Source organism: Paraburkholderia sp. GAS41 (assembly GCF_050436545.1).
In the GTDB taxonomy this organism is placed as follows: domain Bacteria; phylum Pseudomonadota; class Gammaproteobacteria; order Burkholderiales; family Burkholderiaceae; genus Paraburkholderia.
Window position 1 is genome coordinate 214,841 of the sequence record NZ_JBNDMK010000006.1, and the last position, 14,643, is coordinate 229,483.

Annotated in this window: 15 protein-coding genes and 1 pseudogene; 8 read left to right on the forward strand and 8 right to left on the reverse strand. The window is 63.2% G+C overall.

Going from position 1 to position 14,643, the window contains the following annotated elements; genetic code table 11:
* Positions 1-169: 169 nt before the first annotated feature.
* Together P3T43_RS11810 and P3T43_RS11815 are read left to right on the forward strand one after the other, a co-directional pair.
* Positions 170-565: pseudogene (locus P3T43_RS11810) on the forward strand (transposase); the annotation flags it as partial.
* Between the two features lie 296 nt (positions 566-861).
* Positions 862-1,113, forward strand: coding sequence for a hypothetical protein (locus P3T43_RS11815; RefSeq protein WP_429281219.1), 252 nt, complete (start codon positions 862-864; stop codon positions 1,111-1,113).
* 324 nt (positions 1,114-1,437) lie between these two features.
* Here the strand turns inward: P3T43_RS11815 and P3T43_RS11820 are convergent, their stop codons facing one another.
* Entirely contained in the window at positions 1,438-1,752 is a 315-nt protein-coding gene (locus P3T43_RS11820) for a hypothetical protein (RefSeq protein WP_429281220.1), read from the reverse strand.
* 272 nt (positions 1,753-2,024) lie between these two features.
* On the opposite strand from P3T43_RS11820, the gene P3T43_RS11825 reads away from it, so the two are divergent.
* The 4 genes from P3T43_RS11825 to P3T43_RS11840 all read left to right on the forward strand — a co-directional run bounded on the left by P3T43_RS11825 (position 2,025) and on the right by P3T43_RS11840 (position 5,622).
* A complete protein-coding gene (locus P3T43_RS11825; RefSeq protein ID WP_429281221.1) occupies positions 2,025-2,744 on the forward strand; it encodes a YdcF family protein in 720 nt (239 codons plus the stop codon).
* 371 nt (positions 2,745-3,115) lie between these two features.
* Positions 3,116-3,361, forward strand: a complete 246-nt coding sequence (locus P3T43_RS11830) for a hypothetical protein (protein WP_429281222.1) — start codon at positions 3,116-3,118, stop codon at positions 3,359-3,361.
* Between the two features lie 216 nt (positions 3,362-3,577).
* The gene (locus tag P3T43_RS11835) at positions 3,578-3,838 is read left to right on the forward strand and encodes a DNA-binding protein (protein ID WP_429281296.1); all 261 of its coding nucleotides are present in this window, start codon (positions 3,578-3,580) and stop codon (positions 3,836-3,838) included.
* Between the two features lie 491 nt (positions 3,839-4,329).
* Entirely contained in the window at positions 4,330-5,622 is a 1,293-nt protein-coding gene (locus tag P3T43_RS11840) for a sensor domain-containing phosphodiesterase (RefSeq protein ID WP_429281223.1), read from the forward strand.
* A gap of 24 nt (positions 5,623-5,646) precedes the next feature.
* Here the strand turns inward: P3T43_RS11840 and arfB are convergent, their stop codons facing one another.
* On the reverse strand, positions 5,647-6,051 hold the full coding sequence (gene arfB / locus P3T43_RS11845; protein WP_429281224.1) for an alternative ribosome rescue aminoacyl-tRNA hydrolase ArfB: 405 nt from the start codon (positions 6,049-6,051) through the stop codon (positions 5,647-5,649).
* A gap of 163 nt (positions 6,052-6,214) precedes the next feature.
* Between arfB and P3T43_RS11850 the strand changes: the two genes are divergently transcribed.
* Positions 6,215-6,856 carry a VC0807 family protein gene (locus tag P3T43_RS11850; RefSeq protein WP_429281225.1) on the forward strand — a complete coding sequence of 214 codons (642 nt, stop codon included), beginning with the start codon at positions 6,215-6,217 and terminating at the stop codon, positions 6,854-6,856.
* Between the two features lie 188 nt (positions 6,857-7,044).
* Entirely contained in the window at positions 7,045-9,450 is a 2,406-nt protein-coding gene (locus tag P3T43_RS11855) for an FUSC family protein (protein WP_429281226.1), read from the forward strand.
* A 202-nt stretch (positions 9,451-9,652) separates the two neighbouring features.
* Here the strand turns inward: P3T43_RS11855 and P3T43_RS11860 are convergent, their stop codons facing one another.
* The 6 genes from P3T43_RS11860 to P3T43_RS11885 form a co-directional block, all read right to left on the reverse strand.
* Complete coding sequence (locus P3T43_RS11860; RefSeq protein ID WP_429281227.1) at positions 9,653-9,844, reverse strand: hypothetical protein; 192 nt, start codon at positions 9,842-9,844, stop codon at positions 9,653-9,655.
* Positions 9,845-9,976: 132 nt separating this feature from the next.
* A complete protein-coding gene (gene ptsP, locus P3T43_RS11865) occupies positions 9,977-11,986 on the reverse strand; it encodes a phosphoenolpyruvate--protein phosphotransferase (RefSeq protein ID WP_429281228.1) in 2,010 nt (669 codons plus the stop codon).
* A 101-nt stretch (positions 11,987-12,087) separates the two neighbouring features.
* On the reverse strand, positions 12,088-12,465 hold the full coding sequence (locus P3T43_RS11870; protein WP_429281229.1) for a PTS glucitol/sorbitol transporter subunit IIA: 378 nt from the start codon (positions 12,463-12,465) through the stop codon (positions 12,088-12,090).
* A gap of 19 nt (positions 12,466-12,484) precedes the next feature.
* Positions 12,485-13,519: a PTS glucitol/sorbitol transporter subunit IIB gene (gene srlE / locus P3T43_RS11875; protein WP_429281230.1), complete on the reverse strand. Its 1,035-nt coding sequence runs from the start codon at positions 13,517-13,519 to the stop codon at positions 12,485-12,487.
* 48 nt (positions 13,520-13,567) lie between these two features.
* Complete coding sequence (srlA, locus tag P3T43_RS11880; protein WP_429281231.1) at positions 13,568-14,122, reverse strand: PTS glucitol/sorbitol transporter subunit IIC; 555 nt, start codon at positions 14,120-14,122, stop codon at positions 13,568-13,570.
* A 114-nt stretch (positions 14,123-14,236) separates the two neighbouring features.
* Positions 14,237-14,632 (reverse strand): transcriptional regulator GutM, encoded by a 396-nt coding sequence (locus P3T43_RS11885; RefSeq protein WP_429281232.1) that lies wholly within the window; start codon positions 14,630-14,632, stop codon positions 14,237-14,239.
* Positions 14,633-14,643: the final 11 nt, after the last annotated feature.

Here is a 14,643-nt window from a genome sequence, read left to right on the forward strand (position 1 = left end):
AGGTGGCACGCTTCGTGCATTTGGATGCGCACTGGGTCGGCGCCATGGACCTGACTGCACAACCAGAACCGTGGCAAGCCCGACCCCGCCTGGCACTCGCGATTGAGTGCATGGAGAGTGCGCGGCGCGGGGCAGCGCACCGGAGTTAGCTTCGCTGAGGTGAGACATGATGCTGTTCGACGATTTGAGAGACAACGAGTGGGCGCTGGTCGAGGCGTTGTTCTGTGCGGAGCCAGCACGGAGCGAACGACGCGGTCGGCCACGTGTGGAAGCACGCGCGGTTGTCAATGCGGTTCTTTGGGTACTGTCGACGGGAGAAGGCTGGTCCAAGCTTCCCGGCCGCTACCCCTCGCCGCCGACCTGCCGCCGCCGTTTCGACGAGTGGCAAGCCGATGGTACGCTCGCCGAAATAGTCAAGCGACTCGGCACGAGCGGCCGCGAAATTTCGCTGCGAGGCCGGATTGGCGCGACGGCTGCCAAGCCGCCCGCACCGCCGAGCCGTGACCGCCTGCGCGGCGCATTCTGGACCAATCCGGAATCCTGGCGCGCACCGGTCAAGATGGCCTGACTCTGCTGCACCGCCACCGGGCGCCTTAGGGGCGCCCGGTGCGTATCCAGCGCCTGCCGGTGACGTGGCATATGCCATCCGGCTTTGTGCTGGGCTTATCGAAAACACACCAGCCGCAGGTCATCCACGTGCGCGATACGCTGCCCATCAGCGCCGCGCGGGAATTCCGACCGCTCTTCACTGACACCCAGTGAAACATCCATTTACGATTATTTACAGCGTGCTTTCGCTCCTAAGCATACCGTACGAGTATGCACACAATCCTGATGAGTCAGGTTTGAACGGAGCCCAGCATGAAACCAATGTCCCTGCTTCTGTGCGGCATTGTCGTTTCACTGATTGCCGCACCTGCTTTCGCCCAGCAACGGCCTGAGGGCTGGAACTGGCATCCCGACCGCCCGGCTACGCTTTCCGTGTGGCAGCAGGGCGAGCGCCCTCGAGAATTCACCCCGCCCTCGCCACGCGGGGATTTGCGCGGCGATATCGCCAGTAATGTCCGCACGCGGCCGGAGTCGGCGCGCGAGGATGCGCAACGGCGCCGCTAGCCGCTAGCCGCAAGCGCAACCTCAACGTTTCGTGTGATTCCTCGCTGCAGCGAAGCAATGAATAGTGATGCGAAGCTTGCGGGAAACTGCGGGAACCACCGCGGCTTGAACCAGTCTCATCAATGCCATCAGCACAGCGTGGCAGTAGTAATTCCGGTACGCCCGTATCCTCGTGATACGGGCTTTTTTTCGGGCGATTTTGAGTAGATTCGGATAGCGGCGCGCCGCCCTTCCACCTTAAGTGGCAATGAATAGCGGCAACGCCGCGCCCCCGGGCCCAGCCCGACGGCATGCCAGCGCCTCGATCATCGGCCGGCCCACGTGCTACGGACGGACTTCCAGATCCACCGTGCGGTGTTCCGCTGCAACGTAGTCGTGCATCTTCCGTGCGGTCCAGTCCAGCGCACGCTCATAGCGCTCAAGACGGGCGAATTCGGCACGGCCTCGATCGGTCAGCACGGCGATATCAACCGGCGCATGAAACCCCGGCGCGGGCGCGACGGTGCGTTGCCGAACCGTCTCCATCAAGCCGAGCGCGCGAAGATATTCGAATGCTCCCGGACGCCGGGCCCACGGCACCTGGCGGTATTGCGCCCGCCGCAGCGCTTCAAGAACTACTTCGTTGGAATACGTGGTCATCTCACTTCTTTCGTAAAGTGCAGCCATGACACATCTTTGCGCAGCACGTCACCGCGCCACCAGTGACGCGCGTAGCACCCACCCATGGCGGCCAGACTTATCGCAAGGGCGATCTACCGTCCGCCGCCAGGCGCCACCTGTTTTTCCATGTTTCCAGGGTCCCCGTTCGAACCGCGTGCTAGCGTTCTATCCCACGTGCCCATGATGCGCCCAGGACGGTGCGATAGCGGCGGCGTGAATGTCCCCAGAAACCATACGTTACCCCATTTAAATTGATTCTATTCACTTTATTAGCGCTTTTTTTTGCAGCAATCGTGCTAACGCGACGCTTGCGCGCCCCGCTCGCGCTCGCCGCTGTGGCCCTGTTCTGGCTGCTTGCGGCGGGCTGGCTGAGCGCACCGCTTCTGGATTGGGCCCAGTGGGGCACACAATCGGTTGCGCCGCCCACCTTCGCCGCGCGCACGGTAATCGTCATGCTGGGCGGCGGCACTGACTACAACGATGCGCACAAACTGGTTCCCAAGGACGACGCGCTGATACGAATCGCGACCAGCGCCGATATCTATTCGGCATGCAAACGAACGGGCGCAAGTTGCGACGTGGTCATCAGCGGCGGCAATCCGCAGCGCCACGAAGCCTCGGAAGCGGATAACTACCTGCCCTATCTGTTGCAAAAGCAGGTGCCTCGCGCCGACATCGTGCTGGAAAACCGCAGCCACACCACGTACGAAAATGCCCGTAACGTGGCTGCGCTGTTGCAAGATAAGCGCTACGACGCGCTGATCCTCGTCACGTCCGCGTACCAGATGCCACGCGCCCTGCTCGACTTCCACCGGTTTGGGCTGACACCACACCCGGTCGTGTCGAACACACGGCGGGCCAGCCTCGGCGTACTGCCCCGCTATGACAATCTCGTGAATGCGGACCTGGCGCTCCACGAACTGATCGGCATCGCACAGTTTCATGTGTATCGCCTGCTTGGTTGGTTTTGAATACGCCCAATCAGCGAGGAACCGTTTCGGCAAAAATCGTAGGTCTCCTCGTCAATTGATCAGTTATGCAAAGTTATTTTTCGAATCCGCCACTGATGAACACATCGCATGCAATCACATGCGACGGCGAATGCCTCGTCCTCCCTGCCGCAGCTTCTTCCGATACGACCTGGTTTTGCTGTGTTTCACGGCAATAACACCCGCTACCGGCAGACCGAGGTGCTCAATGCGTCAGCACAAAGGTAAGTAAATGTAACTATCTGTCAAAAATGTTGCAAAGCTTCGATTGGAGCGGATATAGCTGGCTAGAATGGTCTGGTCCCGCAAATCGGACAGCATTACCCGGCCACAACCACTCTACGGAGGTAACGATGAAGAAAGTGTCCCTGGCGATCCTGGTTTCCCTCTCGGCCCTGACGGGCGCAGCGTATGCACAGAACGACAACGGCGTCATGATGAGCACCGATCCGGCCAAGGCCGCCGACGTCGAGCAGCGTGCGCAAGAACTGCAATCCCGGCAGCAAGCCGCGGAAAGCCAGCCGGCCATGCCCGCCAAGCATCACAAGAAAGAGCCGCATCACATGAAAGCGGCGAAGCCTGCCGCCGCCAGCGAGTAACAGCGCCGGAATGCGCACATGGCGCGCGTTGCGTGCGCAGTGATGCAGGTTCAACGACTGGCGGATCAATGCGCGGCCGCATCGCAAGAGAGTAAAAAAGCCGAAGCCGGCCCTGCCGGCTTCGGCTTTTTGTTGTCCGGCGCGCTCTGGCGGTATGCTAAAGTCGCGCACCGAAGAACCACCCCAACCCGTGCGCACAATGGTGCGGAGGACAGCATGAGCAACATCCAGCTAGACATCGAATGGACCGAAGCCGCATCCCGCAAAATCGAAAAACTGATGCCGCGCGGCGGCGGCCAGGAAGCGTACCTTGCCCTGCCGCCCGTTGAATGTCTGCCTATGGAAGGTGACGTGCTGTTCCTCGGCCCGGACGGCAAGCAACAGCCGTTTATCGTCGCGGAACGCCAGTATCACCACGATGGCGACGCTGACTGGACCATCATCCTGATTCTCGACGTCCCGCAGTCGACGCACTAGGCGTCAGAACGCCGTTCAGGGCACGCGGCCGGCGCGTCGCTGCCCGTCTGTCTGCGTGGCACGTCGCGCGTGAGGCAAGCTCACGCGATCATCGGCCCCATGCGACTTGCCGCATCTTCGACCCAACCTGCGCCGGCTGAGCAACCGCACGCAGCTCGCGCGGGCAGGCGACCGCGGCAAACGTCTGCAGAAAGAAACCCGCTGAAACGCCAATGCACGAGGCGTCGCCCGCCACTTTGGCGGGCATGTCCGAGTCCCCCGTGGTAGGTTTAAGTCTATCCGCCGACGCGCTTTGCGCGTGTGTGATAACCCGTACATTCACGTCAGATTCGAACTGCTAGACTGGTTTTCGACCAATCAGCCGGGGGGCCAGCGTGGCCGGTATTGATCTCCGTCTCTTCGGGCAGCGTCCCCGCTCCGCCAGACTCACGGCCGTGTGCCCGTGCGGTGCGGGACATCATTGCGCACCGCACGCCTGAGGCCCCGCCATCATGCCCACAGTCGAAGAACTGACGCTCAGCGGACTTCTGCCCCATCTGGTACGCGACGAGGGCGGCTGGACCGCCACGTGGCGCGCGCTCACGCTGCATAGCGTATTTCAGCCGGTGCTGTCGATCACGCACCAGCGCATCGTGGGTTATGAAGCGCTGTTGCGCGCGTTCGATCCAGTCGGTTTGCCCGTCACGCCCGACGTGCTGTTTTCCGGCACCCGCACCGCCAGCGAAGCACGCGAACTGGACCGGATCGCCCGCTGTCTGCACGTCGCCAATTTCATGGAACAGAACGTCGAGGTGGGCTGGCTGTTTCTCAATACGCGGCCGCAGGTGTTCGAAACCGGCTGGCCGCACCGCGCCTTTATCGACGAATTGTCTGCGCATTTCGGGCTCCCGCAGGAGCGCATCGTGATCGAGGTGCTCGAACAACCCGCGGACGACGAATCCGCCGTCGCCAGCATGCTGGCAGCCTCGCAGCCGCGCGATTTCCTGATTGCCATCGACGACTTCGGCACCGGCTTCTCCAACTTCGACCGGGTGTGGCGCTTCCGCCCCGACATCGTCAAGCTGGACCGTTCGCTGGTGGCGCGCGCAGGCAAACGCCAGGGCGACGAATCGCTGATCGGCCATCTGATCGCGATGCTGCATCAGTCGGGGACGCTGGTGCTGGCCGAAGGGGTGGAGACCGACGACGAACTGATGATCCTGATGCAGGCCGACGTCGACTTCGTGCAAGGTTTCTGGCTCGGTCAACCGAAGGGCTCCGTGCAGGCCGCGTGCGCACGTGTGCCGGCCCTGAGCGAATCGATGTGGCGCAAGTTCGCCGAGTACGAACGCAAGCACGCGCGCCACAAGCAACTCGGCTTCGACGGCTTCGCCGAAGCGGTGCTGGCCGCCGCCGGCAGTTTCGCCACGAGCGGAAATCTCGCGGAGGCGGCGCTGAAAGTGTTCCACATTCCCGAAGCGCGGCGCGTCTTCGTCACGGATGCGCAGGGCGAGCAAACGCTGCCCTCCATCAGCGCGCCCACCTTGCCGCCGCCTCCGCAGCGGCTCGCACCGTTGCTGGCAACGACACGCAGCAACTGGTCGCGGCGGGCCTATTTCAAGCATGCGATGGCCGCGCCCGGCCGGGTGGCGATGATGGGACCGCACTACTCGCTGATCGACGGCCAGGACTGCTATACCGCCGCCGTCACGCTCGACCACGGCGGCAAGACCACCATCCTGTGCGTCGATTTCATTCTCGATGTGCCTGATCCGCCGGCCGCGCCCGGCAACCGCAAGCGCTGAGCCGCAGCCGCAGCCGCAGCCGCCTCAATCGTCCACGCGCGAACGTCCTGATTTGATCTCACTGCGCTTTGCCTTGGCGTCGAGGCGGCGCCGGTTCGATGCGCGCGTTGGCCGGGTGGCGACGCGCGGGGTGCGCGTCACGCTGACGCTCTGAATAAGTTCATCCAGCCGTTCCAGCGCCGACGCGCGATTCATCTCCTGCGTGCGATGCTCCTGCGCCTTGATGATGACCACGCCGTCACGAGTCAGCCGGCGGTCTGACAGCGCGAGAAGTCTCATCTTCAGCACATCGGGCAACGACGACGCACGCACGTCGAAACGCAGATGGATGGCGCTCGAGACCTTGTTGACGTTCTGGCCACCCGCTCCTTGCGCGCGCACTGCGGTCAGTTCGATTTCGTTCGGCGGGATCGGATAACGGGATGTCATGGCGCAATAAGGAGCAACGAACCGCAAGTGTACACAGCACCGTCGCGCGGGCCGGCTCCGGTCCCTTCCCTGCTATCGGCAAACCGCGCCGGTGCGCAAAAACGGTTGCCGCCTGCCGATGCCTCGCCGATACTCGCACGTATCGCTTACACCGTAAATTAGTATGAAACTGCGCCCCGCTTTCCTGCTCGAACTGGCGGTCAATCTGTTACTGCCGTGGCTGGCGTACCGGCTCGCCATGCCTCACTGGGGCGAGACCGGCGGGCTGATTGCCTCGGCCGTTCCGCCGGTGGCCTGGAGCCTCGTCGAACTGGCGCGCTTTCGGCGCGTCGACGCCCTGAGCGTGATCGTGCTGCTCGGCATTGTTCTGTCGATCGGCGCGATGGCGCTGGGCGGCAGCCCACGCATGTTGCTGCTGCGCGAGTCGCTGGTGTCGGGCGCGGTTGGCGTGGCGTTCCTCCTGTCATTGCCGATGCGCCGTCCGCTCATCTTCTACCTGGCCCGTGCCACCGTGGCGCGCGAAGTGGCCGGCGGCGCCGAACGCATCGACGCCCTGTGGGCACAAAGCCCGGCCTTCGCCACCTCCATGCGTATGATGACGGCAGTCTGGGGCGTGGGCCTTACCAGCGAAACCGCCCTGCGCTCGTGGATGGCGTGGACCTGGCCGGTCGAGCGATTCCTGGTGGTCTCGCCGTTCATCGGCTATGGCATCTATGGCGCTCTGCTGGTATGGACCCTGTGGCACCGCAAAAGCTTGCGCAACCGCACCGGCAGCGACACGCAGACGGGCACCATGCCCGGCTGAGCCATCGGGAAACACCCGCCGCCCCCTGTCACACCAACCGCGCAAGAAGCATAGCAAACGCATCGACGCCACATAACCTGGCCGAACGGACGAGGTCAGAAAGGCCTCAAAATCAGTTAGACTCATTCTCGGTTTGAGGCTTCCCTGCAGTCTCATCATTGTCGTGGTATGAAACCTCCAGGCAGTCGATGCGTTATTCGGTCGAGATCAAAAAATTCCTATATAGCCAGTACTTTTATGGCGGCCTGCGGATCGCAGTCGGCGTATCGTTACCGGCCGTCATTTGCCTGTTCCTGTTCCACCAGCGGGATCTAGGCTTCACCATCGCCACCGGCGCGCTTGGCGCATGCGTGGTCGACATGCCAGGCCCGCTCAAATACAAGCACAACGAAATGCTGGCGTGCACCGTGATCGGCTTCCTGTCGGCGCTCGCCACCGGTATTGCCACCGTCAATCCGGTGGCGCTCTGGTGCACGGTCGTGCCGCTCACTTTCGTGCTGTCGCTGATCGTGGTGTACGGCAATCGCTGGCCGCAAATCAGCTTCGCGACGCTCTTCATGATGATCGTGACGCTCGAAGAGCACTTCACGCCCATGCAGGCGCTTGTGAATGCGTCATGGATGCTCGCCGGCGGACTCTGGTACACCTACTGGTCGACGCTCGTGAGCCGCTGGCAGATGCACCGCATCGAACAGCAGGCCCTTGCCGAAAGCGTGTTCGCCTGCGCGGACTATCTGCTCGCGCGTTCCGACTTCTACGATCTCGACAACGACCTCGACGACTGCTACCGCGAGTTGATCGCCAAGCAGATCGCGGCCGTCGAGCGTCAGGACGCGGCTCGCGACATCGTGCTGCGCAACCTGCCCAAGCTCAAGAGCCGCAAGCTCGAACCGCGCCGCGCGATGCTCTTCAATCTGTTCATCAACACGGTCGACCTGCACGAACTGTTCGTCGGCGCGCATACCGATTACCCGCTGGTGCGCAACACCTTCGGCGGCTCGGACATGCTCACCTTCTATCGCGACCTGATCCGCAAGGCCGCGGCCGACCTCGAAGAGATTGGCCTCGCCGTGCTGCAGAACCAGCCGCCGCGCAGCCGCGTCAACGTGAAGGCTGAATTGCGCGCCATCGAATTCGAAATCGAGCTGATGCGCAAGCACGATATGGCGACGAAGAACCCTGAGGCGTACTCAGCGGTATCGGCGACCTTCAGACGCATCTGGAGTGCGACGCGGCTGATCGACAAGATGCGCAAGAGCCTTTCCAGCGAGGCGCGCACCACGGAAACCGAACTGCGCCTCGACCGGACGCTGTCGCGCTTCGTGTCGAGCCGGCGCGTGCCGTTCCGGCAGGTTCTCTCGAACCTGACAATGGCCTCGCCGAGCTTCCGGCATGCCTTGCGCGTAACGATTGCGGTGGCCGCCGGCTTCTGGCTCGGGCGGCTGTTGCCGCTGACCAATGCGTACTGGATCGTGATGACCACGGTCATCATCCTGAAGCCCGGCTATTCGCTCACCAAGCAGCGTAACGGGCAGCGGATTGTCGGCACGCTGATCGGCTGCGCCGCCAGCATCGCGCTGATGGTATTCGTCAAGGAACCGCACATTCTGCTGGTGGTGATGTTCGCCTCGATGGTCATGAGCTATAGCCTGCTGCTGTTCAACTACACGGCAAGTGTGGTGTTCACGTCGGCGTATGTGCTGCTGCTGTTCCATCTGCTCGCGCCTGGCAGCATGCGTATCATCGGCGAGCGGGCCATCGATACGGTGGTCGGCTGCGCGATCGCCATCGCCGCCAGCCATCTGTTCCCGTACTGGGAATACCGGCTGATGGGCAAGCTCGTCAACAGCATGATTGCCGCGACCCGGCAGTATCTGGAGGCCAGCTGGTGGTGGAGCGGCAAACCGGCGGCGATCGCCACGGCCGTCGTGACCGAGGCGGGCGCGCGCGCGCCGGCTGCTGCGATGGCGGACCCGGCGGGCAGTTTTGGTGCGGCGGGTTTCGGCGGCGCGAACTTTGGCGCGGCGGCGCTGGCGCAGGCGCCTGCGCTCGCCACACCCAACGCCGCCGCGAGCCCTCCCGCCACCGCCGCGGCCATTGCACTCGAACGCGACTATCGCTACCGGCTCGCCCGCAAGAACGTGCATGTGGCCTTCGCCAATCTGGGCCAGGCTTTCCAGCGCATGATGCTGGAGCCGAAGGCGGCGCAGAAATTCGTCCCTGAGCTCAACGACCTGCTGGTGCGCAGCCATGCGCTGGCCTCGCAGATCACCGCGGCCGCCCCCTTGCTGCGCATTTCGGCGCAGCAACAGGAGAGCGTCTCACTGCAACCGCTGCAACGGGTGCTGAGCGTGGTGCGGGACAATCTCACCGAAGCCGAGAGCGGCACCGCACCGCCGGCCGATCAGGTCGAACTGACGAAACAGCTCTCGCGCGAACTCGATGCGATGGTGGTCGAGGCCGAGAAATCGGCCGACTATTCGGCGGAGGCCGTCCATGAACTGAAACTGCTCTCGCATCAATGCAAACAGATGCTCGCGGCAGCCAATCAGATCCGCAAGGACGCCAGCGTGATCCGTCTGCCCGACGAATAAGGCGGGAAATAGCGGCAAACGCAGCGGGCCGGCGTGGCGTGCAGGCGCAGCCCCGACCACACCACTCGCACTCACGGATCGGATCGCCACAATCGCATTGCGTCCTCGGCTTCGAGGATGCGGTACAGCACATACGGCGTGCTTCGGCGGTTATGTCGCGCTCAGCCGTTCCATGCGCGTCCGTACTGCCGCGCTCACCTGTTCAATGCGTGGCGCTGGCGCCCGCTGCTGCAGCCGTTGCCGAAGCGACGGTCGGCGGCGTGGCATTGTCGCGATCGAACTCGCGCTTGCCGCTGATCGCGTTGTAGAGGAGCGTTGCAATCACCAGCAACACCGCGATCACAATAAACACGGCAACGCCAAAGGTCGGGTTCTTCTTGCGCGGTTCGTTCATGAGGCGGCTCGAGTCTCGGGTTAGGTCCAGGAAGCCTGGCATTCTACGCCCACCCGGCTTGCACGTGGCTTGCATAACCGCAATACTGCGCCGCGGCCGGACGGCTCACCAGGCCCCGGCAATGCTCGCCGTCTACAATTCACTCACGATCTTCTTCGCCCGCAACACCGACGACGGACTCATACTCAACTCGTTGACACCGAGACCGATCAGCAGCGGAATCATCGCCGGCCGCGCCGCCGCTTCACCGCACACCGCCACGCTGATGTTCGCCTTCTTCGCCGCCTCGCAAACCATGCCGATTGCGCGCAGCACCGCTGGATGATCCGTCCGGTAGAGCGCCGCCAGGTTTGGATTGACGCGGTCGACCGCCATCACGTATTGCGTCAGGTCGTTCGTGCCGATCGAAAAGAAGTCCACTTCGGGCGCCAGCAGATCGGCGGTGAGCGCAGCGGCCGGCGTCTCGACCATGATGCCGAGCAACGGCTGCCCGCAAGCGACGCCTTCCTGAGCCAACTCCTGTGCGCAGCTTGCGAGCAGCGCCTTCGCACGTCGAATTTCGTCGAGATCGTCGACCATCGGCAACATCACGCGCACATTGCCGCACGTCGCCGCACGCAACAACGCCCGCAACTGCGGCTTGAACACGTCGGGCCGGTCGAGACACATGCGCACACCGCGCCAGCCGAGAAACGGATTGTCCTCCTGCGGAAAGACGATGCCGGGCACCGGCTTGTCACCGCCGACATCGAGCGTGCGAATCACCACCGGCCGCGGATGAAAGGCCTGCGCGAGCCGGCTATAGACCTCGTACTGTTCGTCCTCGTCGGGCAAGGCGCGGCGGTCCATGAACAGCAATTCCGTGCGAAACAGGCCCACCCCCATCGCGCCGGCTTCGAGCGCTGCATCGATCTCCGACAATGCGCCGAGGTTCGCGGCGATCTCGATGTGCCGGCCGTCGCGCGTGACGGGAGAGACGTCGCGATACACGCTCAAGGCGGCCTGCCGCTGCCGGTCCTGCGCGATGCGCGCCGCAAAGTCCGCCTGCCGCTGCGGCGAGGGATCGAACCATACCTGCCCTTGCGCACCGTCGAGCGCGACGCTCGTGACTTCACGCAGACACTCCTCCGTCACCGGCAAGCCCAGCACCGCGGGAATGCCGTGCGCGCGCGCCATGATGGCCAGATGCGAGGTCGCGCTCCCCTTGATGCAGACGAGGCCCACGATGTTGGCCACACAGGCGCGGGCGAAATCGAGCGCGCTCAGATCCGCGGCCAGCACCACGCAAGGTCGACTCAGCGACGCGAGACTCACGTCGTCCCGTCCGAGCAGCTTCAACGCGACCTGACGCGTAATGCCGCGAATATCGTCGGCACGGCTGCGCAAATATTCGTCCTCTATGGCGAGGAATGCCGTGCAGAGTTCTTCGCCTACCTGCAGCGTCGCCGCAGCTGCATCCCAGCCTGATCTGATGCGGTCCTTGACGGCGCCGGAAAACTCATCGCTTTGCGCGACGTTGGTCAGTGCCTCGACGATATCGTGCTGACCCAAGGTTTCGAACTGCGTGTCGAACGCGGCGATCGCTTCGCGAAATGCCACCCCGAAGCGCACCAGCTCGCCCTCCACTTCATCCGGCTCGATGAACTGCCGCGTTGCACGCAACGCCTCGGGCAAATACACGAATGCTTCACCAAAGGCGAGACCTTCGCTGGCCGCCACGCCATGCAGCGGCACGTCGGCAACACCCTGCCCCGCAGACTCCTGCGACTGTGCGTGCCCCTGCGCCCGCTCCTCGTCCACCCTATCCACAGCCGCCATGGTCTTAGCGTTCTCGCCCGCTTCAACCACACGGCCATTCGCGCCACATCCCCCAAGCGAAACACCGGCACCGGGCTCCGACAGAAACGCCAGCAGCCGCCGCACCGCATCGCTTTCGTCGGAACCGTCGGCGCGCAGCAGGATCTGATCGTCCTGCTTGACGCCCAGCAGCATCAGCTTCACGGCGCTCTTTGCGTCCGCGCACGTCGCGCCGCGAACGATCTGCAGCGAACAGGAAAACTCTTTCGCGAGCTTGGCGAACTGCGTAGCGGGACGCGCATGCAGTCCTTCGTTTACCTTGACAACGATTGCAGTTTCTAACATCGCAGGACCTTCACATATCAAGCGTTCAACGGACAGCACCATCGACCAGCGTCACTTCCGTCGTCCTGACCGCGCGGTTCGATACGTCACGAGCCACGCGCTCAAAGATCGATAATTTCAATCAGCGTCCCGCTGCGGATGCTCGCCAGCAAGGCGTCCATATCGACCGGTTGCACGCAGATCTCGCCCGGCCGCTCAGCCGTGCTCGCGCCATTGAAATTGATCACCACGTGACCCATCTCGTGCACCTTGTTCCACGCCGTCGGACCCACCGCGCTGACCTGCGCGCTGACTTCGCCGATGCGCAAGCGCGAACCTGCACGCGGCGCCTCGGCATGGGCCGGTTCGGCCCGATGAAGCACCGACACCTCGGCCAGTTCGGGCGGCGCGCCCTCCGCATAGAGAATCAGCACGCCGCCCTCAAGCAGGTCCCGTACTTCGGGACCGACGTCTGTAATTACCGTCTTGTAGTAATGCATCACGACTCCGTCCCACGCATCAAAGTGCAAAACTGGCTGCCCACGCGATCAGAACCGAAATCGGCCCCATGATCTGCCGGCTGATCAGGACGGCCGGCACGCCGATGCGGATCGTCTCCGGCTTGGCTTCGCCAAGCGCCATCCCGACCGGCACGAAATCGCAGCCCACCTGGGTGTCGTAAGCGAACAGGGCCGGCAGCGCCATCTGCGGCGGAATCGTGCCGTTGCCGATGGCCGGTCCGATAATCGCCGCGCCGATCACCTGGGCGATCACCGCGCCCGGGCCAAGCACCGGTGACAGGAACGGCAAGCCGCAGATCGCCGACAGCACGATCAGGCCGACGATGTTGCCCGCCAGCGGCGACAACAGATGCGCGAGCCCCGTACCGATCCCGGTCGAGTTGATGACGCCGATCAGCATGGTCACGAAGGCCATGAACGGCAGCACGTTGCGAATCACCGTGTCGATCGCCTTGCGGCCGCTATTGAACAGCACGTTGACGACGCCGCCCATGCCGCGCCCGATCGACGTGATAAAGCCGATCAGGCCGCCCGAGTGCTCGGCCTCGCGCGTGGCGGCGCCGACCACGCCACCCGGCGCGGCGAACGGCGAGGTGGAGGCCGAGGCCGCACGCGCACTCGTGGCGCCTGACGCAGCGGCGCCCACCGCGTCGTCGTCGACCGCCGTCAGGTGGTCCGGGGTCACACCGGATACATAGGTATCCTCGGTAATGAACTGAGCCAGCGGCCCCGATTGACCGACCGAAGTCAGGTTGATGGTCGGAATCTTCTTGCGCGGATAGACACCGCAACGGGCCGTGCCGCCGCAGTCGATCACCACGGCCGCCATTTCGGATTCGGGCGGTGGCGTGCGGAAGCCGTCGACCAGCACGCCCCCCGTCATTTCGGCGAGCACCCTGGCCAGTTCCGGGATGCTGCCGCCCGTCACGGCGACGATCTTGTTGCGCTCGGGCGTGGGTTGAATCAGCAGCGGGCCACCCCATCCGTTGGGTCCGCGCTCGACCTTCACCGTTCTATATGCTCTCGTATCCATGTCTTGTCTCCTCAGCCTCGATGTTGGATTACCGGCAACGGCAGTGCATCACAGTTCAATGTTTTCCCGGTGAGCCAGAATCCGGGTCAACGTCTCGGTGAGGATGCCTTTCAGCAGATTCACGACAAGACCGACGATCAAATAGAACAACGCGAGCTTAGGAATGGAAAACGTCAAGGCGTGGGTTTCCGCCAGTTTGGTGAGGCCGGCCGCCACACCGAGCCAGACAAACAGTTCGCCTGGGTTGCAATGTGGAAAGAGTCCGGTAATCGGGTGGCACAACGAAACAGCGGAATCGTAAAACGCGGGCTTGTGCTTCTCTTCAAGAAATACACCGAACGTGTAGGCCATCGGATTGGTCAGGAAGAACATCGCGAGCAGCGGCAATAGCGTGTAACGGGTGATGACATTCTTCGAAAAGAAGCGTGCGAGACCTTGCACGCGCTGCTCGCCGATCAGCGCGATCAGTGTGTACACCGCGGTCAGCAGCACGATCAGCGTGGGCAGGATACCGACGACGAAGCCCACGAACGTTTTACCGCCGGCATTGAAGATGCCGATGAATCCTTCAGCGACCTGCGTGAGCCAATCAAGAACGAACATGGCGAATCTCCCAGATAAACCGAAACGATCGCGAAAAGCTCCACAAGGCGTGACTCAGCGTGACCCAGCGGAACCGGACAAAACAGCTTGCTCGACTGCGTACGTAGACGGAAATCAGGCGGGTGCTTCGGCGGCGCGTTGGGCGCGCTCGAATGCGTCGGTCGCAGCCTGCGCAATGCTGCGGCGCAACTTCGAGGTCTTCAGACGGGCGCTGAACTCGCTGGCCGACAGGCCGGTAAAACCGTCGTGTGGATGAAACCGCGTGAAGACCGTGAGGCCGGACATGCTGAGGAACTGGCAGACGCGTAGATCGGAGGACAGCACGACGATGGCAACCGCGCCTCGTCCCAGCTTGACCTTGCAGGAGCCGACGCCGAGAAAGCCGCTATGCCAACGCCGGGTGGCATCGCGGACCGCATCCGTATAGCGGCGCATCTGAAACCATGAGCCGACCAGTTGCAACGCCCAGAACACTGCCAGGGCGAGTAACGCACCGCGCACAAAGTCCATCGTCGTCTCCC